The organism is Arthrobacter sp. M4 (genome assembly GCF_020251205.1).
In the GTDB taxonomy this organism is placed as follows: domain Bacteria; phylum Actinomycetota; class Actinomycetes; order Actinomycetales; family Micrococcaceae; genus Arthrobacter.
Genome location: NZ_JAIWYX010000001.1, coordinates 579,561 through 606,547 on the forward strand (window position 1 = coordinate 579,561; position 26,987 = coordinate 606,547).

Below are 26,987 nucleotides of genomic sequence, written 5' to 3' on the forward strand. Positions count from 1 at the left end.
CCCCATGAACAGCCCAACCCCCGTCCAAACGCTGACCTCGGCGACGTTCCTGCGCGCGATGGAACTGACCCAAGTCCCCGCCCTGGTCCATGACGAAGCGTACGAGGCAACCACCCAATACGTTCCCTGGCCCAAGGCCTACGGCGGAGACATGGTTGCCCAGTCAGCGGCGGCGATGATGCGCTCCGTCAACGGCGACCGGTTGCTGCACTCAATGCACAGCTACTTCATGCGTCCCGTGGATGTGGGGTCGACCGTCAGGTACGAAGTGGAACACCTCCGCGACGGCCGTGGCTACTCCACCCGAAGCGTCCGCGGATACCAGAACGGCAAAACCGTCTTCACGGCACTGGGTTCTTTCCAGGTTCCCGAAGATGGTGCCGACTACCAACCAGTCACGCCAGGGGACGCCGCTGCCACCGAACTCGACCCGGAATCCCTCCGCAGTGCAGCCGAGGTTCTCGCAGATATCGATAGCCCGGCCGCGAAGTACTGGTCCACTGGACGCAGCTTCGACATGCGTCACGTCCCCGGTCCCGTCTACGTTGAGGTCGAGGGCGGACGCGAAGCGCACCAGGCAATCTGGGTGAAGGCCTTCGAAAAACTGCCGCTCACCGCGGACCAGCGACTCAACGCAAACCTTCACCGGGCAGCCCTGGCATACGTCTGCGACTACACCATCCTGGAACCCCTCCTCCGGGCCCAGGACCTTCACTGGTCTTCCCCCGGGCTCACGACGGCAAGCCTGGACCACTCCATGTGGTTCCACCGCGAAGGACGAGCGGACGAATGGGTGCTATACGCCCAAAAAGCAGTCTCCGGTCAAAGCAACAGGGGATTGGCCCTGGGCCACTTCTTCGACCAGGAAGGCCGATTGCTCGCCACCGTAGCCCAAGAGGGCATGATCCGCCCCGGATCCTAAACCGACTTCCCCAGCACATAACAAGGAGTGGCCATGAGCACATCAGCCCATGTGGACACATTTACGCGGGACCACCTGCCACCGGCCTCTACCTGGCCGGCCCTGGAATTCACCCTCCCGGAACTGCAGTACCCAGAACGGCTGAACGCCGCAGCCGTACTCATCGATGAGACTGTGGCGCACTTCGGTGCCGACCGCCCGGCGCTGCGCACTGCGGACGGGGAGGTGTGGACCTACGGAGAGCTGCAGCTCAGGAGCAACCAGGCAGCCCAGGTACTCACCGAAGACTTCGGCGTCGTTCCCGGCAACCGCGTCATGCTACGCGGACCCAACAACCCCTGGATCGTCGCCGCCTGGCTGGGCGTACTGAAGGCGGGCGCCGTCGTCGTGACCACCATGCCCATGCTGCGTGCTGCCGAAATCCAGACACTGATCCAGCTGACCAAGCCGGCGGTGGCACTTTCCGACCACCGCGTCATCGACGCGATGAAAGCCGCCGCCGGAGACGACTTGCCTGTCCTCGCATATGGCGGGTCCGGAATCGGCGATTTCGCCGCCCGCTGTGCGGCCAAAAACGGCCAGTTCACCAGTGTCGAAACCGCAGCCGACGACGTCGCGCTGCTGGGACCGACGTCGGGCACCACCGGCGCGCCCAAGATCACCATGCATTTCCACCGCGACATCCTGGCCAACGCCGACACCTTCGCCCGGCACATCCTGCAGCCCACAGCCGAGGACGTCTTCGCGGGCTCTCCCCCGGTGGCATTCACCTTCGGCCTTGGCGGACTCGTGATTTTCCCGCTCCGGTTCGGCGCCTCTTCCCTCCTGGTGGAAAGGGCAACGCCCGTAGAACTGGCGGAACAGGCCGCGGCGGCGAAGGCAACGATTCTCTTCACCGCGCCGACCGCTTACCGCGCCATCCTCAAGGCAGGCCGCGGAGAGCTGCTTAGCCGACTCCGGGTCGCCGTCTCAGCAGGAGAACATCTTCCCAAGGAAACATGGGAAGCCGTCTTCAACGCCACGCGAATCCGACTGGTCAACGGAATCGGCTCCACCGAACTCCTCCACGTTTTCATCTCCGCCGCCGGGGACGACATCAAGCCCGGCAGCGTAGGCAAGGCCGTGCCAGGATACCGCGCAACCATACTCGACGACCAGGGCGCAGAGCTTGGACCCAACCAGGTTGGGCGGCTTGCAGTCATCGGGCCCACCGGCTGCCGCTACCTTGACGACGCCAGGCAGGCGAACTACGTGGTGAATGGCTGGAACGTCACCGGAGACACCTTCGTCCGCGACGACGACGGCTACTTCATCTACCAGTCACGTTCAGACAACATGATCGTTTCCTCGGGCTACAACATCGGCGCCCCCGAAGTTGAGACTGCAATCGACCAGCACCCTGACGTGGTGGAGAACGCCGTTGTTGGCCGCCCTGACCCGGAACGCGGCAGTGTGGTCTGCGCCTTCATCGTCCTGCGCGCCGGCGTCATCGGCGACGATGCCAAAAAACGGGAAATCCAGGACTTCGTCAAAGCGACGATTGCCCCCTACAAGTATCCGCGGGACATCCGCTTCGTCGATGAGCTCCCCCGCAACCCCAGCGGCAAGCTGCAGCACTTCAAACTGCGCGACCGCCTGGGACACGAAAACGACCAGCTCGCCGGCGCAGCCGCAACACAGTCTTAGAAGGAACCTATCCATGAAAATCGCAATCGTCGGAGGCGGCCCCGGCGGCCTGTACTTCGCAGCACTCATGAAACAGCTCGACCCGTCCCACGACATCACGCTCTGGGAACGCAACGCCGCTTCGGACACGTTCGGCTTCGGCGTCGTCTTCTCCGACGAAACCCTCGGGGGGATTGGCAACGCCGACCCTGTGGTGGCCGAATACATGAGCCGCCGCTTCGCCCGCTGGTCGGACATTGACATCCACTTCCGCGGAGAAACCCTCACCGTGGGCGGCCAGGGATTCGCAGCCATGAGCCGCAAGGAACTGCTCGAACTACTCCAGCGCCGTTGCCTCGAACTCGGCGTCGACGTGCACTTCAGCACCCTGGCACCACCTATCGAGCAGCTCGAGGCAAACTACGATTTGGTCCTCGCCTCCGACGGCGTTAACTCGCAAATCCGTGCCACCTATGCCGACTCATTCCGTCCGAACCTGGACCCCAGGGCGAACAAGTTCATGTGGCTGGGCACCGACCTGGTTTTCGAGGCCTTCAAATTCTTCGTCAAAGAGACCGAATTTGGTGTCATGCAAATCCACGGCTACCCCTACTCCGACGAAGGATCAACCTTCATCGTCGAAATGTCCCCGGATGTCTGGGAAGCTGCCGGCTTCGACGAAACCGCCAACGAGGTGTTCCCGCCCGGCGTCTCCGACGAGAAGGCCATTGAAAAGATCCGTGAGCTCTTCGCCGAGGAACTCGAGGGCCATGACATCCTGGTCAACAACTCAAAGTGGCTGAACTTCACCACGGTTCGGAACACCAGCTGGCGCCACGGAAACATCGTCCTTCTCGGCGACGCGGCGCACACCGCCCATTTCTCCATCGGCTCGGGCACCAAGCTCGCCATGGAGGACGCCCTCGCCCTCGCCGCCTGTTTGCACGAGCACTCCGATCTGGAGTCCGCATTGGCCGCGTACGAGACCGAGCGCCGCCCCGTCGTCGAATCCACCCAGCGCGCCGCCCAGGCGTCCCTGGAGTGGTTCGAGCGAATCAGCCAGTACAAGAACCAGGAACCCACGCAGTTCGCGTTCAACCTGCTCACCCGTTCCCGCCGCATCACCCAGGAAAACCTCCGCCTGCGCGACCCTGAATTCGCGGAGGCAGTCGACCGGCACTTTGCCGACTCCCAGGGCCTCGCTGAAACAGCCCCGGCCATGTTCCAGCCGTACATCATCGGTGGACTGGAACTGAAGAACCGGATCGTGGTCTCGCCCATGGACATGTATTCCGCAGTCGACGGCGTCCCCGGAGAATTCCACCTGGTCCATCTGGGTTCGAAGGCCCTTGGAGGCGCCGGGCTTGTCATGACCGAGATGGTCTGTGTTTCCGCGGAAGGACGCATCACCCCCGGCTGCTCCGGCCTTTACACCGACAAGCAGCGGGATAGCTGGCAGTCCGTCGTCGAATTCGTCCACGGGCGCTCGACCGCAAAGATCGGCGTTCAAATCGGGCATTCCGGCCGCAAAGGCTCAACCCGGCTTATGTGGGAAGGCATCGACGAACCCCTTGAATCAGGGAATTGGGAAGCCATTGGACCCTCGGCCCTCCCCTACGGCACAGGCAGCCAGGTGCCCCGCGAGATCACCCGCGGCCAAATGAACGAGGTCATTGGGGACTTCGTCGCCGCGGCGATCCGTGCCGAGGAGGCCGGATTCGACCTCCTCGAACTGCATGCCGCACACGGATACCTGTTGTCCTCATTCCTGTCCCCCGTCTCGAACCAGCGCTCCGACGAGTATGGGGGCAGCCTGGAGAACAGGCTGCGCTTCCCGCTCGAAGTCTTCGATGCAGTCCGTGCCGTATGGCCCGCGCATAAACCGATGACTGTCCGCATCTCCGCGACCGATTGGATTGAAGGCGGCAACGACTCCGATGACTCCATCCGCATCGCCCAGGCGTTCGTAGACCACGGTGCCGCGGGCATCGATGTCTCCACCGGCCAGGTGGCCAAGGAGGAGAAGCCCGCCTTCGGCCGGAGCTACCAGACGCCGTTCGCTGACCGGATCCGCCAGGAAGTGGCAGCCCCGGCGGGAGTCGCCGTCATTGCCGTGGGAGCCATCTCAACATACGACGACGTCAATTCCATCCTGCTGGCCGGCCGGGCCGACCTTGTGGCGCTGGGCCGCACGCATCTGTACGACCCGCACTGGACACTGCACGCAGCCGCAGAACAGGAATACCGTGGCGCTGGTTCAGAATGGATTCCGCAGTTCCGGGCAGGCCGCCGGAAGCCGCCAAGCAGCCGAACCGACGCGGTCCGCCCGAGGCTCTCCCTGCTCCAGGAACCCGAGTCGGAAACACAGTCCGCCCACGTGCGCTGGAAGCCGGCCAGCCGGGAAATGGAAGCAGTTCCAGTCCACTAGCCAAACCGCCACCCAGGATGATGCCTCCCCGCAAATGGGCGGGGAGGCACTTTCACCCGCCCTTTCACGGATCCACCCAATCTCTCGGCTGATCCACGCCACGAAACATGCTGATTGAGGAGACCCTATGGCCACTGCGCCATCATCCACCATCACGGGAATCCAGGCCGGAGCCTGGCCCGTGCCCAAGAGCACCACCTCCCGCGTTGTATTCTGCTGCTGGCTTGCCATCCTCGCGGAAGGCTACGACGTCGGCGTTCTTGGCGCCGTGCTGCCGGCCTTGGCAGATTATGCACCCTGGCAACTCACGCCCCTCCAGCTCGGTGGCCTCGGCTCCTACGCCGTCGTGGGAATGCTCATAGGTGCTATGTTCATCGGAACCCTGTCCGATCTGTTCGGCCGGCGGCGCATGCTTTTCGCATCCATGATCATCTTCACGCTCACGCAACTGGCAGCCGCGGTGGCTCCGACTCCCGAGTTGTTCGGCCTCTTCCGCCTTATTGGAGGCCTTGGGATGGGCGGCATCATCCCCGTCGCGGCGGCGCTGACCATCGAATACTCGGCCCCCGCGAAGCGCTCCTTTAACTACGGCCTCATGTACTCGGGCTACTCACTTGGCATCGTTGTATCGGCCTTGAGCGCCCTTGCCTTCCTTCCGACCCTTGGCTGGCGCTGGGTGATCGGCCTCGGCGCAGTCCCGATAGTGATCCTTCCGCTCATCGCGGTGCTGGTCCCCGAATCCATCGAATACCTCATGGCCAAAGGCCGCAGGGAACGTGCTGCCCAGCTTGCATCCAAGCTCGGGATCGCACCCTTCGTCCCCGAGGATTGGGCGTCGGCGGCTATTGCGGACAAGAAGGAAAGGCCGTCATGGAAGAGCGTCCTGTCCACGATATTCTCCCGCCAATACGGAATCGCGACAGTCTGTTTCTGGATCTCGCTGTTCTGCGGACTGCTCCTTGTCTATGGGCTGAACACCTGGCTTCCCGCCATCATGAAAAAGGCCGGCTACGACCTGGGCTCGTCCCTAACGTTCCTTGTCGTCTTCTCACTGGCCTCGGCGATAGGCGGCCTGGTCATCGGCGGGATCGCCGACAGGTACGGCAAGAAGCTCGTCCTCGTTCTCTTCTACGCCCTTGGCGCCGCAGGCATCATCCTTCTCATGTTCCCCGGAAGCCTGCTCGTGAACTACGTTTTCGTCGCTGTTGCCGGTATCGGATCAATCTCCACCTCCCTGGTCCTGACCGGTTGGGTGGCGGACTATTATCCGTCCCATTCGCGCGGCACAGCGACCGGCTGGGCCCTCTCATTCGCCCGTATCGGCGCGATTACCGGCCCCATGATCGGCGGCCTGATCGCCTCGGCCCAGCTCCCGTTCCAGTGGAACTTCATCGTGTTCGCGGGCATCGGCCTCCTCGCGGCCTTAACGGTCGCTTTGATTCCGAAGAAAGTGTGATGAACACGTTCGTTGCTTAAGTGAGCTAGAAATAGCGCAGACGCTCGGCCGGGTATCCTGCCGAGCGTCTGCGTGGCTTCAACGAAGCTACGGCTTTCAGCGACGGTGACCGGTTCCGTGCCGCAATGTGGTTGTGGAAGTGTCGTCGTGCAGCATCAGCCCTTGAACGCCCCATCCATGATCCCCGAAACCATGCGCCGGCCGACGATAAAGAACACGATCAGCAGCGGCAGGGTAGCCAGGAACGATCCGCCCATGGCCAGCGCCACATCGATAGTGCGGTTGGCTTGGAGTTGCTTGAGCGCGATCTGCACGGTGAACAACTCCGGCGATTTCAGGACGATGAACGGCCACATGAAGTCGTTCCACACCGCGGTGAACGTGATCAGTCCGAGCACAAACGCGGCCGGGCGCACGACGGCGAACGCGATCGCCCAGAACATCTGCCACGAATTGGCACCGTCGATGCGTGCGGCCTGGATGAGTTCGTCGCTGACGGTGGTCGACATGTGTTGGCGCATCCAGAAGATGCCGAACGCGCTGGCGAGTCCGGGCACGATGATTGCCTGCAGCGTGTCAACCCAGCCAATCCCGGACACGATGAGGTACTGCGGGATCACGCTGAGCTGCGCAGGGACGGTCATCGTCAGCAGGACGATGAGGAACAACAGATTCCTGCCGGGGAACCGAAGCTTTGCGAACGCGAAGCCCGCCATGGCGCACATAATCGCGGACACGACGGCGATCGTGAGCGAGACGAATACGCTGTTGATCAGTGAGGCGAAGAACGGGACAGTGGCGAACACCTTGGCGGTGACGTCGAAGAACTGCGTGCCCGGACACATTCGCGGCGGGATCGAGGTCACGGCCGTGGCTCCTGCAGACGCGACGACGAACATGTAGTACAGCGGGAACACGGAGACGACGACGGCGAGGGTGAGGAATACGTACACGGGCCAGCCGACTCTGCCGCCCGTGCCGCGGCGCTTGGGGAGGCGGACCGGCTTCGCTCCGGGTGCTGCCGGCGCCTGCGGGATAACCTGATCGATCACGTCGGACATCAGCGGGCCTTTCTCGTACGTGTAGACAGGAAGAAGTTGAGGAGAGATACGAGAACGACGATCACGAACAGGACGACGCCGATGGCGGAACCGTAACCGAACTTGAATTGGCCGAAGCCCTGCTCGTAGAGAAAGAGGGCCAGCGTCTGGCACTGCCGGCCCGCGCCGCAAGTGAGGCCCGATTCGGGTGATGCGAGAAGCGGCTCCGTGAAGATTTGAAGTCCGCCGATGGTCGACATGATGACAGTGAAGATGATGATGGGGCGCAGCGACGGGATCGTCAAGTGCCGGAACTGCTGCCAGCTCGAGGCGCCGTCGACGGAGGCCGCCTCGTACATCTCCCGGGGCATCGACTGCAGCCCGGCCAGGTAGAGCAGCGTGTTGTAACCGAACCAGCGCCACATGACCATCGCCGAGATGAGGATCCAGGAGCCGTAGTTGGTCGCGAGGAAGTTCACCGAAGGGAGCCCGAACAGCCCGAGGACCCAGTTGATGAGGCCAAAGTTCTTGTCGAAGATCTGCGCGAATACGATCGCGGTCGCTGCGACAGAGGTGATGTACGGTACCAGCAGCGCCATGCGAAAAAAGTTCGCCCAGCGCAGGCGCGCGTGGTTGAGCAGGTGCGCCAGAAAGAGTGCGAGGAGCAACTGCGGGATCGTCGAGATCAGGAAGATCCCGAACGTGTTGAGGAGCGCGTTCCAGAACCGTCCGTCGGCGAAGAGCTGCTCAAAGTTCGCGAGGCCGACGAAGGTCTGCTTTCCGATGGGATTCCAGTCGAACAGTGAGACGTAGAAGGTGAAGAGGAGGGGAAAAAGTCCGAAGACGAGGAAGATGATGAAAAAGGGCGCGACGTACGCGTAGGGAGCAATCCGCTCGGAGAGCGAGTTGCGGATCCGCATGGCTTTTTGAATTGGGGCTTTGCGCTGCTTGCGGGAAAGTGTGGCTGACGCCGTTGACACGAGGTACCTCCGTCGAAGGGGCGGCCCGGCGCTGTCCGCGCCGGGCCACTCGGGTGGTTGGGGCGATCAGTGGCCGATGGCCTGCTTGGCAGTGTCGATGGCCGTCGTCCAGGCCTTACCGGAGGTGACGCCCCCGGCTTCCAGCTGGACGAGGGTGTTCAGGAGCGCACCGTTGATCGGAGTCGTGTCGGGGCCGTTGTAGAACGACGGGAACTTCTGGACGGAGGTGGCCATAACCTTGCCGATCTTCGAGTCTCCGAAGAACGGGTCGGTGTAGTCGATGACCTTCTGGCTTTCGACAGCGGACGTCGCGGCCGGGAAGGTGCCGGACTTCGCGAAGTGGTCCGCTTGGCCCTCAGCCGACATCATCGTTTTGATGTACTGCCAGGCGGCCTTGGGGTGCTCGGCGCGGGCTGGGATGGCGATAACGCTGCCACCCCAGTTACCGCCGACGCCGGGCACGCTGGTGATGCGCCACTTGCCCGCGGTATTGGGGGCGTCGGTCTTGATGCCCGAGAGGATCCATGAGGGTGCGACGGTCACTGCGAAGGCACCGTTCGCACGGCCCGGAGCCCAGCCCGAGGACCACGCGGCGATACCCGCACTGATGCCGGCGTCATGGGTTTTCACGGCGACGTCGAACGCGTCTTTCACCTGGCGGTTCGTGTCGTAGACCAGCTTGCCTTCGGGCGAATAGTACTTCTCGCTGACCTGGTTGACTGTGGAAAAGAAGACGCTGGTCTCGATATTGTCGACGAACGGTTTACCGGTGGCTGCCTTGTACTTCTCGCCCATTGCGATGAACGAGGGCCAGTCCTTCCACATGGCAGCGACCTCGTCGGGATTTGTCGGCAGACCTGCCTGCTCGAAGAGGTCGGCGCGGTACGCGAAGCCCAATCCTCCGACGTCGGTCGGGATGCCGATGACGGAGCCGTCCCTCGCGGTCGCGGCACCGGCCGCCCAGCCGAGGTAGTCGTGGGCGATGTTGTCGCCGCCGAGGGTACGCAGGTCGAGAAAGTTGGAGCTGTTCTCGACGAACTTGGGCAAGTCGTCATTCTGGATCATGACGAGGTCAGGGACCTTGCCCCCGGCCAGCGCGGCGGTGAGGGCGGTCGCCGTCTCGGTGGTGCTGCCAACTTCGGTCAGCTTGACCCTCGCGTCGGGCACCTTCTTGGTGTACTCGTTGACGCCGTCCTTCGCGTTGATCCCAGTGAAGGACCAGAAGGAGACCTCGGCTTTCAGATCATCCGATGTGCCACCGCCGCCGGACGAGCATCCGGTCAGGACGACCACCAGTGCTGCCGTTGTGGCGACTATCGCAGTCAAGCTTCTTTTCACGACAATTCCTCTTCGTTGGGGATTGCAGGGGATCTCGGCGCCTCAGAGTCCGATCCAGAGATCGATCTCTGGCCATCACCGTAGTGTGCGTTTAGGCATTGTGCAATAGCAGATCGCCAACTTGTTGCCCGACCGGGAGTATCGATCTCTATACTGAAGGCAACAAAGTTTCGCCAATTGGACGGGTTCGTCTGACGAGTAGTCTTTTTCGTGGATACCTGGAGATCGAAGTCTGGTGCTCCTGGTCTCGCGTCGAGCACCAGGACCGATCGTCGACAACCCCCTCAAAAGGATGCACAATGCCAAGACCCACACTGGTGGACGTTGCCAAAATCGCGGGCGTATCCCGCGCCACGGCTGCGCGGGTACTCTCGGGCGAGACGAAAGTCGACGTCAGGATGGCAGCGGCTGTCGAGCGCGCCGCCAAGGAACTGGGCTATGAGGCCAACAGCGCCGCTCGTGTGCTACGAGGCGGACGGGCGGGGGCGATTGCGCTCATAGTCGCCTTCAACGAGCTGGACAGCCTGACGGGTACGTTCTTCACGTCGGTGCTCAAGGGCGCTGCGAAGGGCCTTTACGCCGGCGAGGTCCAACCCGTCCTGCTGCCGGCCGACCACGAAGATGGCGACCGCATCCCACGGTTTTTGCGCTCGGGGGCGATAGACGGTGCGATCGTCATCCTTCAGCACGAGATCACGCATCTCGCGCAGGCGCTCGTCGACTCCCCCGTGCCGATCGCGTGGGTTGGGCGCCCCCGCGTCGCCCTCGCTCCCGACGCGATCGTCGTCGACTCTGACAACTATGGAGGCGGCAGGCTCGCCGCGCGGGCCCTGGCCGACGCCGGACGGCGACGGTTGGGCATCATCGCCGGCCCAAGCGACATGGAGCCAGCCCGCGACCGCATCAGGGGCTGGCGCGACGAGCTCGCCCAGCTCGGCATCGACGACAGCCCGATCGTGCATGGCGAGTTCACCCTTGTGAGCGGTTCGGCCGCGATGGCGCGCCTCCTCAAGCGACACCCAGACCTCGATGGCGTCTTCGCTTCCTCCGACCTGATGGCGAGTGGAGCGATTCGGGTACTCCAGGCCGCTGGTCGACGCGTCCCGTCCGATGTCGCCGTGATCGGCTTCGACGACGTCTCCATCGCAACCACCATGGATCCAACACTCACGACAGTTCGACAGCCTCTGGAGGATATGGGGCGCGTCGCGGCAGAAACTATCCTCGCGGTCGTGCAAGGGCGTGACGTCGACCGGCGGCCCATTCTTGACACCACCCTCGTCCAGCGAGAGTCGGCATAAAAAAGGACACGCCCTGCGGAAGCGGAGCTTCACAAGTTTCGATTTCCGCGACAAACGGCGAAAGCCCGCCCAGCACACCAAGGATGACGATGACTGGCCTTCCCCCTGCTCCCGCGAAAAAGGGCCCCGTCTTTGTGACGGCCACCGACGCCCGCTGCTGGGAGGAGGGGCTTATCGTCGGCAGCGGTCGGATCGGCGCCGTCGCGTACGGTCCGGCCGACGCGATCACTATTTCCCTCGCGCACGAGCGCTACTTCCTCCCCGTGAATCCCCGACCTGACGCACCTGACCTCGCCCCCGTGCGGGAGCGGCTGCGGGACGCGTTCCTCTCTGGTGATGCTGAGGTCGCAAGCGCCGCGCTGGGCGACGGCGTCCGCGCAAGCGGGTACGGCGACAGCCTGATCTGGACCGACCCGCTCGGTCTCTGCGCGACACTCACCATCCGTACCCCCGGCGGCGTCTCTGAGTCGCAGCGGATCATCGATCCGCTTCTTGGCGAGGTCGCGGTTGAGTGGACCGATCTCGAACTCAAACGGCACGCGCTCCGGCTCATCGCCCCGCACGGTGGCGAGTCTGTAGTGCTTGCGCTCGAGGCGGAATGCGAGAGCACAAGCATCGTCGAGCTAGGTCTGGGTGCCGGCGCCCCAACGTCCTTTGACACGGGGGTTCCCGACGCCTCCGCCGCGGTCAACGCGAGTGTCGAGGGTGGGGCCCGTGGCTTACTCGTGGCCGACGCAGGCGATGGATCGACTGCCGTCCGTACTGCCATCACGGCATTGATGGGGACGCCGTGGCAGGTCGATGGAGACATCACACGCTCAAGCGCACGGACGGGGCCCGGGGCGTCTCGGCTGATCCGGGTCGACATCACGCTGCCGACCAACGCGGGAAGAGTTGAAGCGGCCGGCGGCGTGCCGACGTCGTGGGACGCGGTCCGCAGCGAGCAGCGGGAAGCGCGTTGCCCCCTCAGCGGTGCCTCGATGCTCGATCTGCAGGGCGCCTCGTACGAGGCACGAACCGAGGACCTTTGGGCGAAAGCCCGCACCGGCGACGAAGACGCGCGCCGCCGCGTGGTTGAGGCAGCGTACTTGAGCGGACGGGCGAACATCATCGCCTCCACGGGCGAGCTGCCGCCGACCCTGCAGGGTGTCTGGCAGGGCACCTGGCGCCCCGCTTGGTCGGCCGACTACACCCTGAACGGCAACGTACAGAACGGCGCGATGGCCGGTATGACTCCGACGGGCACCCCGGAGCTTGCCGTGTCGCTCCTCAACCTCGTACTCCCGCACCTCGAAGACTACCGTGATAACGCACGCCTAGTCTTCGGTGCCGAGGGAATGCTGCTACCCTCGCGGATGTCCACGCACGGCCGCGCCAACCATTTCGCCGAGCAATATCCCCACCTGTTCTGGACCGGGTGCGGCGGCTGGGTTCTGCGGATCGTAGCCGATGCGGTGGGCACTACCGGCGACCGATCGATCGTCGATGACAGGGCGTGGGAACTGGCCGAAGGAGTCCTCCGTTTTGCTGAGACGGCATTGCTTGAGGTCGACGGCGTCCGCAGGATTGTCCCTTCCTATTCGCCCGAGAACACACCGGGAGGTGCCCGGGTCCCGCTCGCGACGGACGCGACGATCGATGTGGCCATTCTCCGCGATGCCGCGCGGGCGACTGCGCTACTGGGCCGAGCCCGCGGCGACGACTCACTGGATGAACGATGGTCACGTGTCCTGCGCGACCTGCCGCCGTATCGCGTCGCAGGCGACGGCACTCTCGCCGAGTGGCTCGACCCGCAATGGAACGAGAACATCGCGCACCGTCACGCCTCCCAGCTTTACCCGCTGTGGTACGAGATCGATCCGGCCTTTGACGGCGACGGGGAGGAGGCGACGCGATTGCGTGCAGCCGCCCTTGCGACCGTGAGGAACAAGATCGCGTGGCGTGCGGAGATGCCCACGGCGCCGCCCGGACGGATGGAGATGGCATTCGGCCTCGTCCAACTCGGGATGGCGGCCGCGGCCCTCGGGGATGCAGCGGCGGCCGAGACCTGCGTCAACTGGCTCGCAATTGACCACTGGAGCCCGACCCTGACCACGACGCACGATGCGGGCAGAATATTCAACCTGGACGCAAGCGGAGGTCTTCCGGGCCTCGTTGCCTCAATGTTGCTTGGGTCCAGCACCGACTCGCTGTCAGTGCTGCCGGCCCTACCCACCGCATGGCCGCGCGGATGCGTGACGGGACTCCGCGCACGCGGGGGCCTCGCCGTCGACCGGCTTGACTGGGAGCCGCAAGGTGCCGCCTTCACTGTGCGTCGACTCCCTGGGGCCGGGTGGCTCGCACCGCCAGAGGGGACGCGGGTGCGGCTCCCCCGCGCCGCGGCGATACGCGTTGACGGCGAGCCGATGACGGGTTGCCGCCTCGGCATCGGCGAGCGGCCCGTTCGCGTCGAGCTGGAATGGCTTCGGGACTAGGACCATTCACTACGCTGCATCGAAGCGGCATCCGCGCCGCCCGTGGCTCTGAAGCAAATCCCGGCGGTTCTCTGACAAATCAATTACTGTCGTCGGCAACCCGGCTGGCGGGCAGAGGCTCGGAGGTGGCCACATCGGGTCACAGCATGGTCAGTACGAATTCACGGCTTGGTTGCTCGTGCGATTCGCGGATTCGCTCGAACAGTTCGACGCATTCCTTGCCAGGCCATTCCTCAGGCAGGAAGTCGTCAGGGAGTCCCGGGTCGACGTATGGAATCACTCGCCAACGGTCGATGCACCGGACGTAGGTAGCAAAGGTGCCTGCACTGGCCGGCACAGATGCCGTTGCGACTGTGCTGTACGCCGCGATGAATTTGCGGTGAAGGTCAGCCAAGTAGTCCAGATCCCACCATTTTTGGACAGTTGATCGGATGTCGCCAGCTACTTCGGGAGTCTCGGTTCTAAATAGGACTGCATACTGCTGCAGATCCAGGTCACGCAAGATACCAACAACTTCTTCTCGTAAGAAGTCCGGACATACCCAGAGACCGGGGGCCACGGTTCCACAACCGATCCAGCTCAAATGGCGCCTGAGCTGATGACGCCGCTGCCTCTGGGATTCCGGTACCGAAAACGAAATCACACACCAATTGTCGCCGGGCTCCATGTTGCGGGGTTGATAGATTCGACGATCCCCACGTGAGAACATGGCATGCGCCTCTTCGGTCAGACCGAATCCCTTCCGTCCCCCCCGGGTATCCGGTGTGAGCACTCCTTTTTGCTTCAGACGCGTCAGTGCTGTGCGCGTGAGATCGACCGGGACGTCCAAGAGCTCCATGAGATCCGTCAGCGACTTAGTAGGCATCCATCCCCCGCTATCGCGCAGGTAAAGCCCAATGGTTGTCCGAAGTAAGGAAACGACGCTCCCGGGCCGGGAGAAAGTGTCGTCAAGGACTGGAGTCATTGGACCTCCGTTAAGACATCGCGGACGGCGGACGGTTCACCAGTGCTTGGCTGGATTCATTGACTGACCCTCCCAATAATATCAGTTTCATTACGCCAGTCAAGAAACTGATATTATTCCTCCAACTTCTCGCCAGCCATGACGCCTGCGCGCGGTAGTGCGTTGGCTGTCTTGATTTCTTCGGCCAGGGGTCATACCGGCCGATTGAGCCCTTGGTGCGCTTGTCCACGTAGAAGTAGGCGCCGAGCACCACGGCCAGGAACAGGCCAGCTATCCAGGCCCACTTCAATCCATCGATGAACAGCGTCGAAGCCAAGACGGTGGCCACGAACAGCATAGCTAGGACTGTGGTGACAGGGGCTCCCTTAAGTCTCGCCGGAGAAACCGGGAGGTTGAGGCGTTCCCTAAGGACGCGGAAGCGAAAGTGCGTTACCAGGATCAGGATCCAGACCACCAATGCACCGAAGACCGATACGCCAAAGAGGGCCAAGTAGGCAGTGTCCGCGGCGACCAGCGAGATGACAGAGGCGAAGAGCGCGGTACGGTGCACCACCGCCATTTCGGCAAGAGCCCACGCAACCACCAAGGCCACAAGACCACAGACGATGTAGGCAATGATCGCGGCTGGGCCAGGCCTGCGAAATGGCCAACCCAGAGCCAAGGAACAACCCGGTCCCGATCGCTCCGCCGAGACCGATCATGCTCAGTTGGCGCCCGGTGAGTTGGCGGTGTCAACTTTTCCAAAACTTGTGACGGTCGTCAGTTGTCGATCCAAAAAATCATTAACTTGACGCGCGTCATGAAAATGATAGTCTCGACGTTATGGTAAAGCCCCCCGCCCATTCCCCCCAGAGCGTCCGCCGCATCGAGGACACAGTCCGCACGGATTTCCGGCACGCGATGTCCTATGGCGGATACCTGGACCTCGACAGACTGCTCAGCTCACAGCACCCCTTAAGCGAACCCGAACACCACGACGAATTGCTGTTCATCATCCAGCACCAGACCAGCGAACTGTGGCTCAAGTTAGTCCTCCACGAACTCTTGGAGGCGCGCGCACTCCTTGACGCCGACAACCTCGGCAAGGCGCTGAAGTGCATAGCACGCGTGAAGGCCATCCAGCGCACTATGACAGAGCAGTGGTCCGTCCTGGGAACCCTGACTCCCCGCGAATACGCCGAATTCCGCGGCTTCCTGGGCAGTTCCTCCGGCTTCCAGTCGTACCAATACCGCGGCGTCGAATTCCTGCTCGGCAACAAGAACCGCGAAATGCTGAGGGTCTTCGAAAGCGACCCCCGGGCGCACGCCCTGCTCAACACGCTGTTGCAAGAACCCACCCTGTACGACGCGTTCCTGGCCGCCCTCGCCCGCGCCGGATACGACATCCCGGCCGACATCCTCGAACGGAACACCAGTGAACCGTGGACGTTCCGGCAAGACCTGGTTCCGGTTTTCCAGAAGATCTACGAATCGGACGACACCCCGTGGGGCCTGTATGAAGCGTGCGAAGACTTGGTGGACATCGAGGACAACTTCCACGCCTGGCGTTTCCGCCACCTTCGCGCAGTCCAACGGACCATCGGCTTCAAGGTGGGCACCGGCGGTTCGTCCGGCGTCGACTTTCTGAAGCGCGCTCTCGACCTGACATTTTTCCCCGAGCTCTTCGCCGTCCGCACTGAGATCGGCCGTTAAGCATCGCCCGCCAACCGCGGCCCAACATCCCCACAGGAGGAACCGTGACCCCCGTACAGCAAACCCAGCGGCCAACGCCGGCCGAATTGGACGCCGCAGATCCGCTCGCCTCCCAGCGGGACGCCTTCTACAGCCCCGAGGCGGGCCAGCTCATCTCTTACCTCGACGGAAACTCACTCGGACGCCCGCTGAAAGCCACGGCAGCGAATCTGGCGTCCTTCGTCCACGACGCCTGGGGCAGCCGGCTGATCCGTGGCTGGGACGAGCAGTGGATGGATGAACCAATAGTTGTGGGCGACCGCATTGGCCAAGTGGCCCTCGGCGCTGCCGCCGGCCAAGTCACCGTGGGCGATTCCACGTCCGTCATGCTGTACAAACTGATCCGGGCAGCGATGGATGCCCAGCCTAGCCGTGACGAAATCATCATCGACCGAGACAACTTCCCCACGGATCGCTTCATCATCGAAGGGATCGCCAAGGAGCGCGGGGCAAGCATCAAGTGGATCGCAGCCAACCCCGCCAGCGGCGTCCGCGCTGCCGACCTCGACGGGCTGCTCGGTGAGCGAACCGCCGTCGTGGTCCTCAGCCATGTGGCCTACCGCTCAGGGTTCCTTGCCGACGCAGAGGCGATCACCTCCGTAGTGCACAAGGCTGGCGCCCTCATGCTTTGGGACCTCTGCCATTCCGTAGGTTGCGTGCCACTGGAACTGGACGCCTGGGGCGTCGACCTGGCGGTCGGCTGCACGTACAAATACCTCAACGGTGGACCGGGTTCGCCCGCCTTCGCCTATATCAACGCGTCCCACCAGGACCGCCTTCAGCAGCCGATATGGGGTTGGATGGGTGCAGAGAATCCCTTCGCGATGACCGATTCTTACCGTCCGGCCCAAGGAGTGCGCCGCTTCATCACCGGAACGCCGCCGATCCTGGCCATGCAGCCACTCAAAGACATGGTGGAACTGATTGCATCGGTGGGCCTGGACGCCATCAGGGAGAAATCCATCAAGCTCACCGAGTATGCCATCACCCTTTCCGAGGAGCTCTTGGAGCCGCTCGGTGTGCAGATGGTCAGCCCCCGCGACCCTGCAGAACGAGGCTCGCACATCACCGTGGAACACCCGCTCTTTGCCGACGTCACGGCAAGGCTATGGGAAAAGGGCGTCATTCCTGACTTCCGCCCCCCGCACGGCCTGCGCATCGGACTGTCCCCGTTGAGCACCAGCTACGCCGAGGTTGAAATGGGCGTGGCAGCCATCCGCGAGGCCCTCTCCGAGCTCCTGTGAGGCGATCTGCGCTTTGCTCACCGTTTATCTCCGGACTTGGCAGGAGTGATTAGGCGGACTGCATCATTCCTCGGGACCGTGGATGAATTCCTTGGCGTGGGCCACGGCCTTTTTGAACTCGTCGTTACGCAGACTCACCTGGCTCGGGTCGCGGTCCAGGGCGTCCTCAATGTAGGTGGCGCGGCCCGGCCCCAACGTCCAGATGTCTCCGGCAGGCGGCAGGTAGAACACGCCAAAAGTGCGGTGCGTTTCATCATCGGCCCAAATGGGCACCACGGCCACTGCGGCGCCGGTGTCCACGTTGATCCACTGCGCGCGGGGGACGGGGTGGTTGTGCCGAAGCGGGTCAAGGAAGGGCGCGGACCCCTCACCCCACCGCTCCTCGAAACGTTCAAAGAACAAAGGAATAAGTTCGGCGTCGTACCGCCGCCAACTACTGCTCATGGAAGCTCCCGATCACGGAATTGGGTGGTTACTCAAGCGTGGGCACGGCTTGCCCAGAATTCGCGAGGGTGGCCTGGACGTTAGGTCTTTGGCCTAAGTCGTCTCGCGGCGCACCGGTCCGATCACAACGTCGACGCCGGCTGGCAGCCCGACTGCCCGGCCGTCCCGCTGCCTGGCGGAAACCGCGGAGCTGCCACGCCCGCCCGGATTGCTGCTTTCCTTGGTTGCTGCGTCGTAGGCGGCCCGGCGAACACGGTCGGTCAGCAAAGTGTAGGCGGCCGTGATGTCCTGGGCGGTGACGCCCGGACCGGTTACTTCTTCGGTGACGTCACCAGCCCCAGGCGGGGGGCCCGCGTCGTGCACCCCGGAAGATGGGTGGCCGCCGTCGTTCTGGGCGGTGACGCCCGGACCGGTTACTTCTTCGGTGACGTCACCAGCCCCAGGCGGGGGGCCGGCGTCGTGCGCCCCGGAAGGTGGGAGACCGCCGTCGTCCCTTCCGCCGGCGGCCGTGTCGGGGTGGTGCCGGCGCATCAAGGCGAGGTAGGCGCTCCGGATCTGCCTGATCGAGGCGTCCCTCGGAACGCCGAGCGCGGCATAAGGATCAGGCGGAAGGCTGCGGTCTGCTGTCATCTGCGCGGCAGGACACGGTCGTCGGGTCGGCGGGGCACGGCCCGCGGTGCGTGAGTCACCGCAGGCCGTGCCAGCTGGCGCTGCCCTGATGTCATGCGCTGATTTCTTGCCGCTGCGAGGTGCTTTCGATAGCAATCTTCCGCGGCTTGGCCTGCTCGGCCACCGGAATACGGAGGGTGAGGACACCGGCATCGTACGAGGCTTGGATCCTGTCGGTGTCCAGCGCGTCGCCAAGGATCAACTGGCGGCTAAACACACCGCGCGGCCGCTCGGATGCCAGCATCTCGGTATCCTCCCCCGCCGCGTTCTTCCGTTCGGCGCGGACAGTGAGGACGTTGCGTTCCAGGTCCAGGTCCACCGAATCGACATCAACGCCGGGAAGGTCGAAAGCAACAACAAACTGGCCATCCTCCTGCCACGCATCCAGCGGCATCGCCGCGGGCCGGGCGGCCGTACCGAGGACCTGCTGGGCAATCCGGTCAAGCTCCCGGAAAGGGTCAGTGCGCATCAACATGGTGGTTGTCACTCCTTTTCGCTATCGGTTTCCATATCGACGCAATACCAACGATCTAACCTCGCTGGTATAGATTTTTTATAGCACCGGTGCGAGACTGGGGCAAGAGAAAATTTCGTCGAACAGCCGAGGGAACCATGCCAGGCACCGCAGTCCCGTACACCGCGGGCGTGTATGCGATCTCCGTGGCCGCCGTGATGGCCGGCACAGGCCAGCAGAACCTCCGCGCCTACGAACGCAAAGGACTCCTCACCCCCGCCCGCACTGCCGGCGGAACCCGGCAATACAGCCAGAAAAACATCGACACGCTCCGCCGGATCAATGAACTCCTCGAAGCCGGGCTGAACCTCGCAGGCATCCGCATGGTCCTGGAACTGGAGGCGGACAACGCCGAACTCGAAGCCGACAACGCACGCCTGCGTGGAAAGCAGGACGAGGACTAGTCACTCAGCCGGGTATACCGAGGTCACCGGCGGGCAGGCCACCGGCCCGTTCCAGTGTCGTGGGCAACCGAAAGAGCAAGGGTTGGCCGCTAGGGATTGCCCGCTGGAGCCGGGCCGGTGGAGTAGCCCTCCTCAAACGTGCAGGCCGCTACCGACTGCGTCATCTCCTCTGCCCGGTTCTCCAGTTGGTCAACCAGGGATTCGACGCCCATCCTGCCCAGGACCGTGCTCGGCAGGCGCCAGAGGGTGAGCCGGGGGTCGGTTGAGGCAGCCACGTCCGGGGTGGAAGCGAACAGGACCACAGAAATGTCCCGGGGGATCGTGATGCCATGCTTGGTAAGGCCGGTGGTAAACCCAAAGGAAGCGCTGTCATTCATTAGGATGACGGCAGTCGTATCGGGAGCAGTGGCAAGGAGCTCGTCCACAGCTTCCTGGCCGGAAATTGGCGTGTCCGGGCAGGAGACATGCACGGAATCCAGTCCCCGTCGCTCCATCTCCTCGGCGAAGGTTGCCCGCGTCCGCACAAGCGGCCCGTAGTCCACGAGGGCGTGCTCCGCACTGCCGTTGTCCAGCAGGCAGATCTTCCGGTGGCCAAGCCCCTCGAGGTAGTCGATAACCTCCACCAGCGAACTTTCGAAATCGACATCGACATAGGGAAGCCCCTTGGGGTCCCGGGTCCGGCCGATGAGCGAGAACGGCATGGTGGACCCGGTCAGCTCTTCCACCCGGGCATCGTCGCGCTGGACTTCCATCAGCAGGACGCCGTCGATGAAGCCGTTGCCGATAAGCTCCTGCACCTGGTCGGCGTCGTTGCTGATGGGCCAAAGGACCAGGCTGTAGTCCAGTTCGCGGGCCCTTTCGGCGGCACTGGTGAAGAACTCCACGGCGCTTTCGTGCAGCCGCCGCTGCAGCGCCGGGTAGAGCATCGCCAGGATCCGCGTCCGCTTGCTGGCCAGCGCGCGGCCTAGCGCATTGCGGCGGTACCCCAACTCCCGCATGGCATCCTCGACGCGTTTGCGTGTAGCAGCCGTGACGGGTTTGGTCTCGTTGATCACAAACGAGACCGTGGCTATAGAGACGTCAGCCAGTCGCGCAACATCGCTCATCGTTGCCAAGCCGGAGTCCTTTCTTCTGCTTTCCGCCCCTTCAGTAAACCGTTTAACTTTTTCCTTGACAAGCACTCCTCCGGGCGGGCACAGTGTTGTGCATCACTCCAAAGCCTTCCTCCGGAAAAATCTTCGCCAGTTATCGGTTAACCGCTTAAACGATTCCGGTCGTTCGAACGCGAGCCAACAGCCAGCAAAGCCCGGACCTTCCCTGACAGGAGGACGATGACGTCCAGTACGGCAGATAGTTCCCGTGTCCCCGCGCCTCTCCGGGTAGCCCTCATCGGCTACTCGTTCATGGGCCCGATCCATGCCCATGCATGGACCACCGCGCCCCGCTTCTTCGACCTTGGAACTTCTCCGGTCCTGGCTGCACTGTGCGGCCGGAACCCGGAAGCCGCCGGCCGCTTTGCGGAGGCCTTCGGCATCACGCGGGTGGAAACCGACTGGCGGCGGCTCGTCGAAGACCCGAAGATCGGCCACCGCCCGCTGCGTCGGCCGGGCTCCAAGCCAGCGGTACCGGCGGCGGCGAGCGGAGCGAGGTGACCGTGGACGATGCCGTCGCCGTCCTGGCGCGCACGGACGAGGGCGCCCTGGCAACGTTCGAGGCAACGCGCTTCGCTACCGGCCGGAAGAACGCCATCCGCCTGGAGCTCAACGGCTCCAAGGGGTCGGTAGCCTTCGACTTCGAGAACCCGAACGAGCTCTGGTTCCACGACCAGACTGAGCCTGCCCCGTCCTCAGGGTTCCGCCGGATCCTGGTCACCGAACCCCAGCACCCCGACGCCGGTGCCTGGTGGCCGCCCGGGCACGGCCTGGGCTACGACCACTCCTTCGTCCACGAGGTTGCCGACTTCGCCCGGTGCATCGCCCGCAGTGAACAGCCGGAACCGTCATTCGCCGATGGCCTCGCCATCCAAAAACTGCTCGACGCCGTCGAGTCCAGTGCCGCTGGCAACGCGCAGTGGCGCCCCATTCACCCAAGCGATGTTCCGCAAAACGCTTGAACCCGTTGTCCCTCCCTCCCCTAACAACTCCAACCTGCTAAGACATGGCAAAGGAGCCCCGTATGAACAAGAAGATCAACCGACTGCTGGCATTAGCCGCATTGGCACCCCTGGCCCTCACGGCCTGCGGCGGTGGCGGCAGTCAGGCCTCGGCCAATGGCAAAGTCGGCGAACTGACCGTGCTCGACTACTACAACAATGAGCCCGACAAGACCCACATCCAGAAAGCACTGGACAAGTGCGCCAGCGAGCTCGGCGTCACCCTCAAGAGGGAAACCGTCCCCGGCAAGGACCTGATCCAAAAGGTCCTGCAGCGATCCTCCTCCCGCACCCTTCCAGACGTGCTCATGCTCGACAACCCGGACGTCCAGGAGATTGCCGCCACCGGAGGCCTCAGCCCGCTGAGCGACTACGGTGTTAACACCTCCGGTTTCGCCCAGGGCATGCTGGACGCCGCCACTTACGAGGGCAAGGTGTATGGCCTTGCACCCACCGCCAATACCCTTGGCCTCTTCTACAACAAGGAGATGCTCGCCGCGGCCGGGATCCAGCCGCCCAAGACGTGGGACGAGCTGAAGGCGGCCGCGGCAAAGCTCACCACCGGTGACCGGTACGGCCTCGCGTTCTCCGCGATCGCCACGTACGAAGGCAGCTGGCAGTTCCTGCCGTTTATGTGGACCAACGGTGGGGATGAGACTGACCTCAAGAGCGCCAAGGTAGCAGAGTCGCTGAAGCTCATCGACGATCTCGTGGCCTCCGGTTCTGCCTCCAAGAGCGTTGTGAACTGGAGCCAGGCGGATGTGCGGGACCAGTTCGCGGCCGGCAAGGCCGCCATGATGATCAACGGGCCCTGGCAGATACCTTCCCTGGCCAAGACGCCGACCATCAGCTGGGAAGCAGTGCAGGTTCCCGTCCATGAGGCAGGCCAGATCCCAGTGGCTCCCCTCGGCGGCGAGGTCTGGACCGTCCCGCTAACCGGCAACAAGGACAAGCAGGCCAAGGCAGCCAAGCTCGTCGAATGCATCACCAGCGATGAGAACCAGTTGGCCCTGGCCAAGGAACGCTTCACTGTCCCTACCAGGACCGCCCTGGCCGGCGACTACGTCAAGGCTGTACCTCAGATGGCAGCCTTCACTGACCAGGTGTCCCACGCCCGTTCACGCACCGGTAAGCTCGGCAAGGAATGGCCAAAGGCCGCCACTGTCATGTACACCGCGATCCAGCTCGCACTAACGGACCAGGCCACTCCCGGGGAAGCCTTTACCCGCGCCTCGGCCGGCTGACGTAACCGCAATGCCTCCCACACTTGACACAACCCTGGGACCGGGGCCCGCGGCCCCACCCGGGCGGCAAAAGGCACCGCGGGCGGCGTCACCAGTGCCGGGCGCCCGACGCCGGCGCGGCGGCCGGGAACGGCTGGTCCAAGTCCTCTTCCTGGCCCCCGCAGGACTGTACCTCGTGTTGTTCTTCGGCTACCCGGTGGTCAAGAACGTCCTCATGAGCATGCAGGCATACACCACCAGGACCTTCTTCACGGGAGAAGCGCCATGGGTGGGCCTGGCGAATTACGCGACGGCGCTGGGCAGTACCCTGTTCGCGCCGGCAATGCTCAACACGGCGCTGTTCACCATCGGCTCGATCGTGGGGCAGTTCGCGATCGGGCTCGCCCTGGCATCCTTCTTCCGCCGGAAGTTCCCCCTGAGCGGGTTCCTGCGGTCCATGCTGCTGTTGCCGTGGCTGCTCCCACTGATCGTCTCGAGCGCCACGTGGCGTTCGATCCTGGACCAGGACAGTGGAGTCCTCAATGCATTCCTGCGGAGCCTGGGCATCATCCAGGAGCCCGTGCCGTGGCTGACCAGTCCCTCGGTGGCGCTGCTCGCCGTGGTCCTGGTGACCATCTGGGTGGGGATCCCGTTCAACGTCACCATCCTCTACGGCGGCCTTCAGGAAATCCCCGAGGAACTCTATGAGGCCGGGGCCGTGGACGGCGCCACGGGCTGGAAGGCCTTTTGGCACATTACCTGGCCCAACCTGCGCCCCGTGGTAAGCGTGGTCCTGGTGCTCGGCGTGGTCTACACGCTGAAGGTCCTGGACATCATCCTTGGCCTGACCAACGGCGGACCCGCCAACGCAACGCAGACCCTGGCCGTGCGCTCCTACCAAGAGTCGTTCGTGAACTTCCAGTTCGGCGTCGGCGCAGCATTCAGCAACATCCTGATCCTGATCTCGCTGGTCTTCGCGGTAATTTACCTACGCCTGAACCGTCGCGCGGTCGACGAGTAAGAGGAACCACCATGACTGCAACTCCCACCACAGCACCCGCAAGGCTGCGGCCGTCCGTTACCGCCCGCTCCCGGCGGGCCGACCGGCCGAAGCTGGGCCACACCGCCGTCGGAATCCTGTTCCTCGCAGTGATGCTCTTCCCGATCTACTGGATGATCAACGCGTCCCTGCAGCCGTCCGGAAACACCCTCACTGCCGACTTCCTGCCGCTCAAGCCGGACTTCGGGGGCTACCAGAAGGCGATTGAACAGCAGGGAACAAACCTGGTGACCAGCTTGGTGATCTCCCTCGGCACGGTGGTCTTCAGCCTCGCTGTTGCCGCGCCGGCGGCCTATATGCTGGGTCAGATCCGCTCCAGCTGGATCAACGTCGGTCTCCTGGCCATCCTCATCTCCCAGATGATCCCAGGAATCGTGATCGCCAACGCCCTCTACGCCGCATACAACGATCTCGGCTTGCTCAACTCGATACCCGGGCTGATCCTGGCCGACGCCACCCACGCCATTCCCTTCGTCATCCTCATCGTGCGCGCGTTCATGATGAAGATTCCGCCGAGCATCGTGGAAGCGGCACGGGTGGACGGCGCCGGGATAGCGCGGGCCTTCGTATCGATCGTCCTCCCCATCAGCCGCAACTCCCTCATCACGGCCGGGCTGTTCGCGTTCCTCTTTTCTTGGAGCGACTTCCTCTTCGCCCTGACCCTCACCACCACGGAGGATGTCCGTCCCGTAACCCTCGGTATCTACACGTATCTGGGCACGCAGGTGTCCAACTGGAGTGCCGTCATGGCCACGGCCGTGCTGTCCTCCATCCCAGCAATCGTCCTGCTTGTCCTCGCCCAGAAGTACATCGCTGCCGGAGCCACCGGTGGTGCCGTCAAGTGACAGACGACGACGGCAGCCGCCTTCACCAGCAAAGGAACCTTCCCATGACCGAAAGCACAGCCAACACTCCCCTACGGGTCACCGTGTGGGGCGAAAACCGCCACGAGCAGCTCCAACCGAAAGTCGCCGAGATCTACCCCGACGGCATGCACAGCACCATTCGCGAAGGGATCGAGGAAAACCTCGGGGACCGTGTCAAAGCGGACACCGTCACCCTCGACGACCCGGAGCACGGGCTGACGGAAGACCGCCTCCGCAACACGGACGTCCTGGTCTGGTGGGGGCACGCCGCCCACGCCGAAGTCTCCGACGAGGTAGTGGAGCGTGTCCACCGGCACGTCTTGGCCGGCATGGGCCTGGTGGTCCTGCATTCCGGCCACTGGTCCAAGATCTTCGGCAAGCTGATGGGCACCACCTGTACGCTCCGCTGGCGTTCCGAACGGGACCGCGAAATCGTCTGGACCGTGGATCCCACCCACCCCATCGCCCAGGGCGTGCCGCATCCGTTCATCATTCCGGAGCAGGAGATGTACGGCGAGCACTTCGACATCCCGACCCCGGACGAACTCATTTTCCTGAGCACTTTCTCCGGCGGCGAAGTGTTCCGCAGCGGCTGCACGTTCAAGCGGGGCTACGGCAAGATCTTCTTCTTCAGCCCGGGAGACCAGGACTACCCGGTCTACCACCACAAGGACGTCCGCAGGGTCATCGCCAACGGTGTGGAATGGGCGCGCACGCTACGGCCCGAACGCACCGACCCGGTGCTGTTGCGCTACGAAACCGAAGACTTCTACAACGGCCATGGCTACCAGGGGGCGATGCACAATTGAGTACTTTCCTTCCTTTGCAGGATGCCACCGGTCCGGTCCGGGTCATCCAGGTGGGCGCCGGAGGAATGGGCCGCGCCTGGCTTCGGCTCCTGTCTTCGACACCGGACGTCGAGCTCGTCGGGGTGGTGGACCTCAACCTGGAAACGGCGCGCGCGGCGCTGGACGACCTGGGGATCCACGACGTTCCGGTTGCTGGCAGCCTGACCGAGCTTGCCGCCGTCGTTGATGCCCAGGCGGTGGTCAACGTGACTATCCCGGCCGCACACCACCCCGTCAACGTCGAAGCGCACCTGCTCGGTCTCCCGATCCTGTGTGAAAAGCCCGTGGCCCCCACCATCGCCCAGGCGCTCTCGCTGGCCGCGGTGTCCGAGGCGACAGGGCAGCTGCTCATGGTGAGCCAGTCGCGCCGGTACTTCCGTGCCCTGGCCCAGTACCGGCGGCACGCATCCCGACTAGGTGAAATCGGCGCGCTGACCTGCGACTTCTTCAAGGCACCGCACTTTGGCGGCTTCCGTGAAGAAATGCCCCACGTGCTGCTGGTGGACATGGCGATCCACGCTTTCGATGCCGCACGGTATGTTTTGGACCAGGACCCGGTATCCGTCTACTGCGAGGAATACAATCCCGGCTGGAGCTGGTACGCCGGCAACGCTTCCGCCACTGCCGTCTTCGAGATGAGCGGTGGTGCCCGTTTCTCCTACACCGGCAGCTGGTGCGCGGACGGCCTGGAAACATCGTGGAACGGAAGCTGGCGCGTGAACGGCGCCAACGGCACCGCCCTCTGGGACGGAACGTCCGTCCCCGTAGCAGAGTTCGTTCAGGGCCTGGCGTTCGACGACGGTCTGCCCAGCTCTGCGGATGATGACTCCCCCGAAGAGATTGCCGGCGCATTGGCGGAGTTCGTGTCCGCATTACGTACGGGCGAGACGCCGTCGGGCGAGGTCCATTCCAACATCCTGAGCCTGGCCATGGTTGAGGCGGCCGTGCGATCCGCTGAGTCCGGGCAGCGCGTCCTTATCGCAGACGTGCTCAACGCGGCTTACGAACAGGCCCTGTCCAGCGAGCAGCTTCCTGCAGCGAAGGCTGCCCTCGAGGGCGGGCTTGGGGAGCTTATTTCAATGACGCCCGCAGCTGGTCGCTGAGCCTGGTACGCCAGGGCATCGGCATGACAAGTGCGGCACCACCCGTCGTTGCCAGGATGCCAAACCCTATCCACGGCCAGCCTTCAGTGTCGAGCTTGCAAAAGGCGGCCTCCGGCGACCCCACCAGCTGCGCACTGCGTGGGTGGGTGAAGGTCTTGGTC

General features: G+C 63.6%; 25 protein-coding genes. 16 read left to right on the plus strand and 9 right to left on the minus strand.

The features are described from left to right. The first annotated feature begins 4 nt into the window (after positions 1-4). The 4 genes from LD110_RS02660 to LD110_RS02675 all read left to right on the plus strand — a co-directional run bounded on the left by LD110_RS02660 (position 5) and on the right by LD110_RS02675 (position 6,471). Positions 5-922, plus strand: coding sequence for an acyl-CoA thioesterase II (locus LD110_RS02660; RefSeq protein WP_225496145.1), 918 nt, complete (start codon positions 5-7; stop codon positions 920-922). 33 nt (positions 923-955) lie between these two features. Continuing rightward, positions 956-2,608, plus strand: coding sequence for an AMP-binding protein (locus LD110_RS02665; protein ID WP_263854824.1), 1,653 nt, complete (start codon positions 956-958; stop codon positions 2,606-2,608). A gap of 13 nt (positions 2,609-2,621) precedes the next feature. Then, the gene (locus LD110_RS02670) at positions 2,622-5,015 is read left to right on the plus strand and encodes a bifunctional salicylyl-CoA 5-hydroxylase/oxidoreductase (protein ID WP_225496147.1); all 2,394 of its coding nucleotides are present in this window, start codon (positions 2,622-2,624) and stop codon (positions 5,013-5,015) included. Positions 5,016-5,142: 127 nt separating this feature from the next. Further along, positions 5,143-6,471, plus strand: coding sequence for an aromatic acid/H+ symport family MFS transporter (locus LD110_RS02675; RefSeq protein ID WP_225496148.1), 1,329 nt, complete (start codon positions 5,143-5,145; stop codon positions 6,469-6,471). 155 nt (positions 6,472-6,626) lie between these two features. On the opposite strand, the gene LD110_RS02680 is transcribed toward LD110_RS02675, so the two are convergent. The 3 genes from LD110_RS02680 to LD110_RS02690 form a co-directional block, all read right to left on the minus strand. Continuing rightward, entirely contained in the window at positions 6,627-7,532 is a 906-nt protein-coding gene (locus LD110_RS02680) for a carbohydrate ABC transporter permease (protein ID WP_225496149.1), read from the minus strand. Further along, positions 7,532-8,491 carry a carbohydrate ABC transporter permease gene (locus LD110_RS02685; RefSeq protein WP_225496150.1) on the minus strand — a complete coding sequence of 320 codons (960 nt, stop codon included), beginning with the start codon at positions 8,489-8,491 and terminating at the stop codon, positions 7,532-7,534. The genes LD110_RS02680 and LD110_RS02685 overlap by 1 nt, the downstream gene beginning before the upstream one ends. A 66-nt stretch (positions 8,492-8,557) precedes the next feature. Continuing rightward, positions 8,558-9,829, minus strand: coding sequence for an ABC transporter substrate-binding protein (locus LD110_RS02690; protein ID WP_225496151.1), 1,272 nt, complete (start codon positions 9,827-9,829; stop codon positions 8,558-8,560). Positions 9,830-10,128: 299 nt separating this feature from the next. On the opposite strand from LD110_RS02690, the gene LD110_RS02695 reads away from it, so the two are divergent. Further along, positions 10,129-11,130: a LacI family DNA-binding transcriptional regulator gene (locus tag LD110_RS02695; RefSeq protein ID WP_225496152.1), complete on the plus strand. Its 1,002-nt coding sequence runs from the start codon at positions 10,129-10,131 to the stop codon at positions 11,128-11,130. 89 nt (positions 11,131-11,219) lie between these two features. Then, positions 11,220-13,604 carry a glycoside hydrolase family 95 protein gene (locus LD110_RS02700; RefSeq protein WP_225496153.1) on the plus strand — a complete coding sequence of 795 codons (2,385 nt, stop codon included), beginning with the start codon at positions 11,220-11,222 and terminating at the stop codon, positions 13,602-13,604. Positions 13,605-13,743: 139 nt separating this feature from the next. On the opposite strand, the gene LD110_RS24010 is transcribed toward LD110_RS02700, so the two are convergent. Both LD110_RS24010 and LD110_RS02715 read right to left on the minus strand, forming a co-directional pair. Next, positions 13,744-14,568, minus strand: a complete 825-nt coding sequence (locus LD110_RS24010) for a PaaX family transcriptional regulator C-terminal domain-containing protein (RefSeq protein WP_374200294.1) — start codon at positions 14,566-14,568, stop codon at positions 13,744-13,746. 10 nt (positions 14,569-14,578) lie between these two features. Continuing rightward, positions 14,579-15,229, minus strand: coding sequence for a hypothetical protein (locus tag LD110_RS02715; protein WP_225496155.1), 651 nt, complete (start codon positions 15,227-15,229; stop codon positions 14,579-14,581). 161 nt (positions 15,230-15,390) lie between these two features. Here LD110_RS02715 and kynA point away from each other — a divergent pair, with 161 nt between their 5' ends. Next, on the plus strand, positions 15,391-16,260 hold the full coding sequence (gene kynA, locus LD110_RS02720) for a tryptophan 2,3-dioxygenase (RefSeq protein ID WP_225496156.1): 870 nt from the start codon (positions 15,391-15,393) through the stop codon (positions 16,258-16,260). A gap of 44 nt (positions 16,261-16,304) precedes the next feature. Beyond that, positions 16,305-17,543 (plus strand): kynureninase, encoded by a 1,239-nt coding sequence (gene kynU, locus LD110_RS02725; protein WP_225496157.1) that lies wholly within the window; start codon positions 16,305-16,307, stop codon positions 17,541-17,543. Between the two features lie 63 nt (positions 17,544-17,606). Here the strand turns inward: kynU and LD110_RS02730 are convergent, their stop codons facing one another. From LD110_RS02730 to LD110_RS02740, 3 genes are all read right to left on the minus strand, one after another. Further along, positions 17,607-17,987, minus strand: a complete 381-nt coding sequence (locus LD110_RS02730; protein WP_225496158.1) for a hypothetical protein — start codon at positions 17,985-17,987, stop codon at positions 17,607-17,609. A gap of 93 nt (positions 17,988-18,080) precedes the next feature. Next, positions 18,081-18,617 (minus strand): DnaJ family molecular chaperone, encoded by a 537-nt coding sequence (locus LD110_RS02735; RefSeq protein WP_225496159.1) that lies wholly within the window; start codon positions 18,615-18,617, stop codon positions 18,081-18,083. A 91-nt stretch (positions 18,618-18,708) separates the two neighbouring features. Further along, positions 18,709-19,131 (minus strand): Hsp20/alpha crystallin family protein, encoded by a 423-nt coding sequence (locus tag LD110_RS02740; protein ID WP_225496160.1) that lies wholly within the window; start codon positions 19,129-19,131, stop codon positions 18,709-18,711. A gap of 137 nt (positions 19,132-19,268) precedes the next feature. Between LD110_RS02740 and LD110_RS02745 the strand changes: the two genes are divergently transcribed. Then, on the plus strand, positions 19,269-19,574 hold the full coding sequence (locus tag LD110_RS02745) for a MerR family transcriptional regulator (RefSeq protein WP_225496162.1): 306 nt from the start codon (positions 19,269-19,271) through the stop codon (positions 19,572-19,574). 89 nt (positions 19,575-19,663) lie between these two features. Here LD110_RS02745 and LD110_RS02750 read toward each other — a convergent pair whose 3' ends face one another. Continuing rightward, positions 19,664-20,680 (minus strand): LacI family DNA-binding transcriptional regulator, encoded by a 1,017-nt coding sequence (locus LD110_RS02750; protein WP_225496430.1) that lies wholly within the window; start codon positions 20,678-20,680, stop codon positions 19,664-19,666. Positions 20,681-20,905: 225 nt separating this feature from the next. Between LD110_RS02750 and LD110_RS23810 the strand changes: the two genes are divergently transcribed. The 7 genes from LD110_RS23810 (at position 20,906) to LD110_RS02780 (ending at position 26,826) form a co-directional block, all read left to right on the plus strand. Beyond that, complete coding sequence (locus LD110_RS23810; RefSeq protein WP_308012394.1) at positions 20,906-21,226, plus strand: Gfo/Idh/MocA family oxidoreductase; 321 nt, start codon at positions 20,906-20,908, stop codon at positions 21,224-21,226. Continuing rightward, complete coding sequence (locus LD110_RS23815) at positions 21,223-21,687, plus strand: Gfo/Idh/MocA family oxidoreductase (protein ID WP_308012395.1); 465 nt, start codon at positions 21,223-21,225, stop codon at positions 21,685-21,687. The genes LD110_RS23810 and LD110_RS23815 overlap by 4 nt, the downstream gene beginning before the upstream one ends. A gap of 62 nt (positions 21,688-21,749) precedes the next feature. Then, positions 21,750-22,970, plus strand: a complete 1,221-nt coding sequence (locus LD110_RS02760; RefSeq protein ID WP_225496164.1) for an extracellular solute-binding protein — start codon at positions 21,750-21,752, stop codon at positions 22,968-22,970. Between the two features lie 10 nt (positions 22,971-22,980). Next, positions 22,981-23,970: a carbohydrate ABC transporter permease gene (locus LD110_RS02765; protein ID WP_225496166.1), complete on the plus strand. Its 990-nt coding sequence runs from the start codon at positions 22,981-22,983 to the stop codon at positions 23,968-23,970. 11 nt (positions 23,971-23,981) lie between these two features. Continuing rightward, positions 23,982-24,854, plus strand: coding sequence for a carbohydrate ABC transporter permease (locus LD110_RS02770; RefSeq protein WP_225496167.1), 873 nt, complete (start codon positions 23,982-23,984; stop codon positions 24,852-24,854). 44 nt (positions 24,855-24,898) lie between these two features. Further along, positions 24,899-25,684 (plus strand): ThuA domain-containing protein, encoded by a 786-nt coding sequence (locus LD110_RS02775; protein ID WP_225496168.1) that lies wholly within the window; start codon positions 24,899-24,901, stop codon positions 25,682-25,684. 14 nt (positions 25,685-25,698) lie between these two features. After that, positions 25,699-26,826 carry a Gfo/Idh/MocA family protein gene (locus LD110_RS02780; RefSeq protein ID WP_225496169.1) on the plus strand — a complete coding sequence of 376 codons (1,128 nt, stop codon included), beginning with the start codon at positions 25,699-25,701 and terminating at the stop codon, positions 26,824-26,826. Positions 26,827-26,987 lie beyond the last annotated feature (161 nt).

Bases quoted from the DNA above. Each gene is read 5' to 3' on its own strand.
- LD110_RS02665 (WP_263854824.1), top strand. From the start codon at position 956: ATGAGCACATCAGCCCATGTGGACACATTTACGCGGGACCACCTGCCA.
- LD110_RS24010 (WP_374200294.1), bottom strand. From the start codon at position 14,568: ATGACTCCAGTCCTTGACGACACTTTCTCCCGGCCCGGGAGCGTCGTT.
- LD110_RS02695 (WP_225496152.1), top strand. From the start codon at position 10,129: ATGCCAAGACCCACACTGGTGGACGTTGCCAAAATCGCGGGCGTATCC.
- LD110_RS02730 (WP_225496158.1), bottom strand. From the start codon at position 17,987: ATGAGCAGTAGTTGGCGGCGGTACGACGCCGAACTTATTCCTTTGTTC.
- LD110_RS02680 (WP_225496149.1), bottom strand. From the start codon at position 7,532: ATGTCCGACGTGATCGATCAGGTTATCCCGCAGGCGCCGGCAGCACCC.
- LD110_RS02700 (WP_225496153.1), top strand. From the start codon at position 11,220: ATGACTGGCCTTCCCCCTGCTCCCGCGAAAAAGGGCCCCGTCTTTGTG.
- LD110_RS02765 (WP_225496166.1), top strand. From the start codon at position 22,981: ATGCCTCCCACACTTGACACAACCCTGGGACCGGGGCCCGCGGCCCCA.
- kynA (WP_225496156.1), top strand. From the start codon at position 15,391: ATGGTAAAGCCCCCCGCCCATTCCCCCCAGAGCGTCCGCCGCATCGAG.
- LD110_RS02760 (WP_225496164.1), top strand. From the start codon at position 21,750: ATGAACAAGAAGATCAACCGACTGCTGGCATTAGCCGCATTGGCACCC.
- LD110_RS02740 (WP_225496160.1), bottom strand. From the start codon at position 19,131: ATGTTGATGCGCACTGACCCTTTCCGGGAGCTTGACCGGATTGCCCAG.
- LD110_RS02775 (WP_225496168.1), top strand. From the start codon at position 24,899: ATGACCGAAAGCACAGCCAACACTCCCCTACGGGTCACCGTGTGGGGC.
- LD110_RS02675 (WP_225496148.1), top strand. From the start codon at position 5,143: ATGGCCACTGCGCCATCATCCACCATCACGGGAATCCAGGCCGGAGCC.
- LD110_RS23810 (WP_308012394.1), top strand. From the start codon at position 20,906: ATGACGTCCAGTACGGCAGATAGTTCCCGTGTCCCCGCGCCTCTCCGG.
- LD110_RS02750 (WP_225496430.1), bottom strand. From the start codon at position 20,680: ATGAGCGATGTTGCGCGACTGGCTGACGTCTCTATAGCCACGGTCTCG.
- LD110_RS02735 (WP_225496159.1), bottom strand. From the start codon at position 18,617: ATGACAGCAGACCGCAGCCTTCCGCCTGATCCTTATGCCGCGCTCGGC.
- LD110_RS02660 (WP_225496145.1), top strand. From the start codon at position 5: ATGAACAGCCCAACCCCCGTCCAAACGCTGACCTCGGCGACGTTCCTG.
- LD110_RS02770 (WP_225496167.1), top strand. From the start codon at position 23,982: ATGACTGCAACTCCCACCACAGCACCCGCAAGGCTGCGGCCGTCCGTT.
- LD110_RS02670 (WP_225496147.1), top strand. From the start codon at position 2,622: ATGAAAATCGCAATCGTCGGAGGCGGCCCCGGCGGCCTGTACTTCGCA.
- LD110_RS02745 (WP_225496162.1), top strand. From the start codon at position 19,269: ATGCCAGGCACCGCAGTCCCGTACACCGCGGGCGTGTATGCGATCTCC.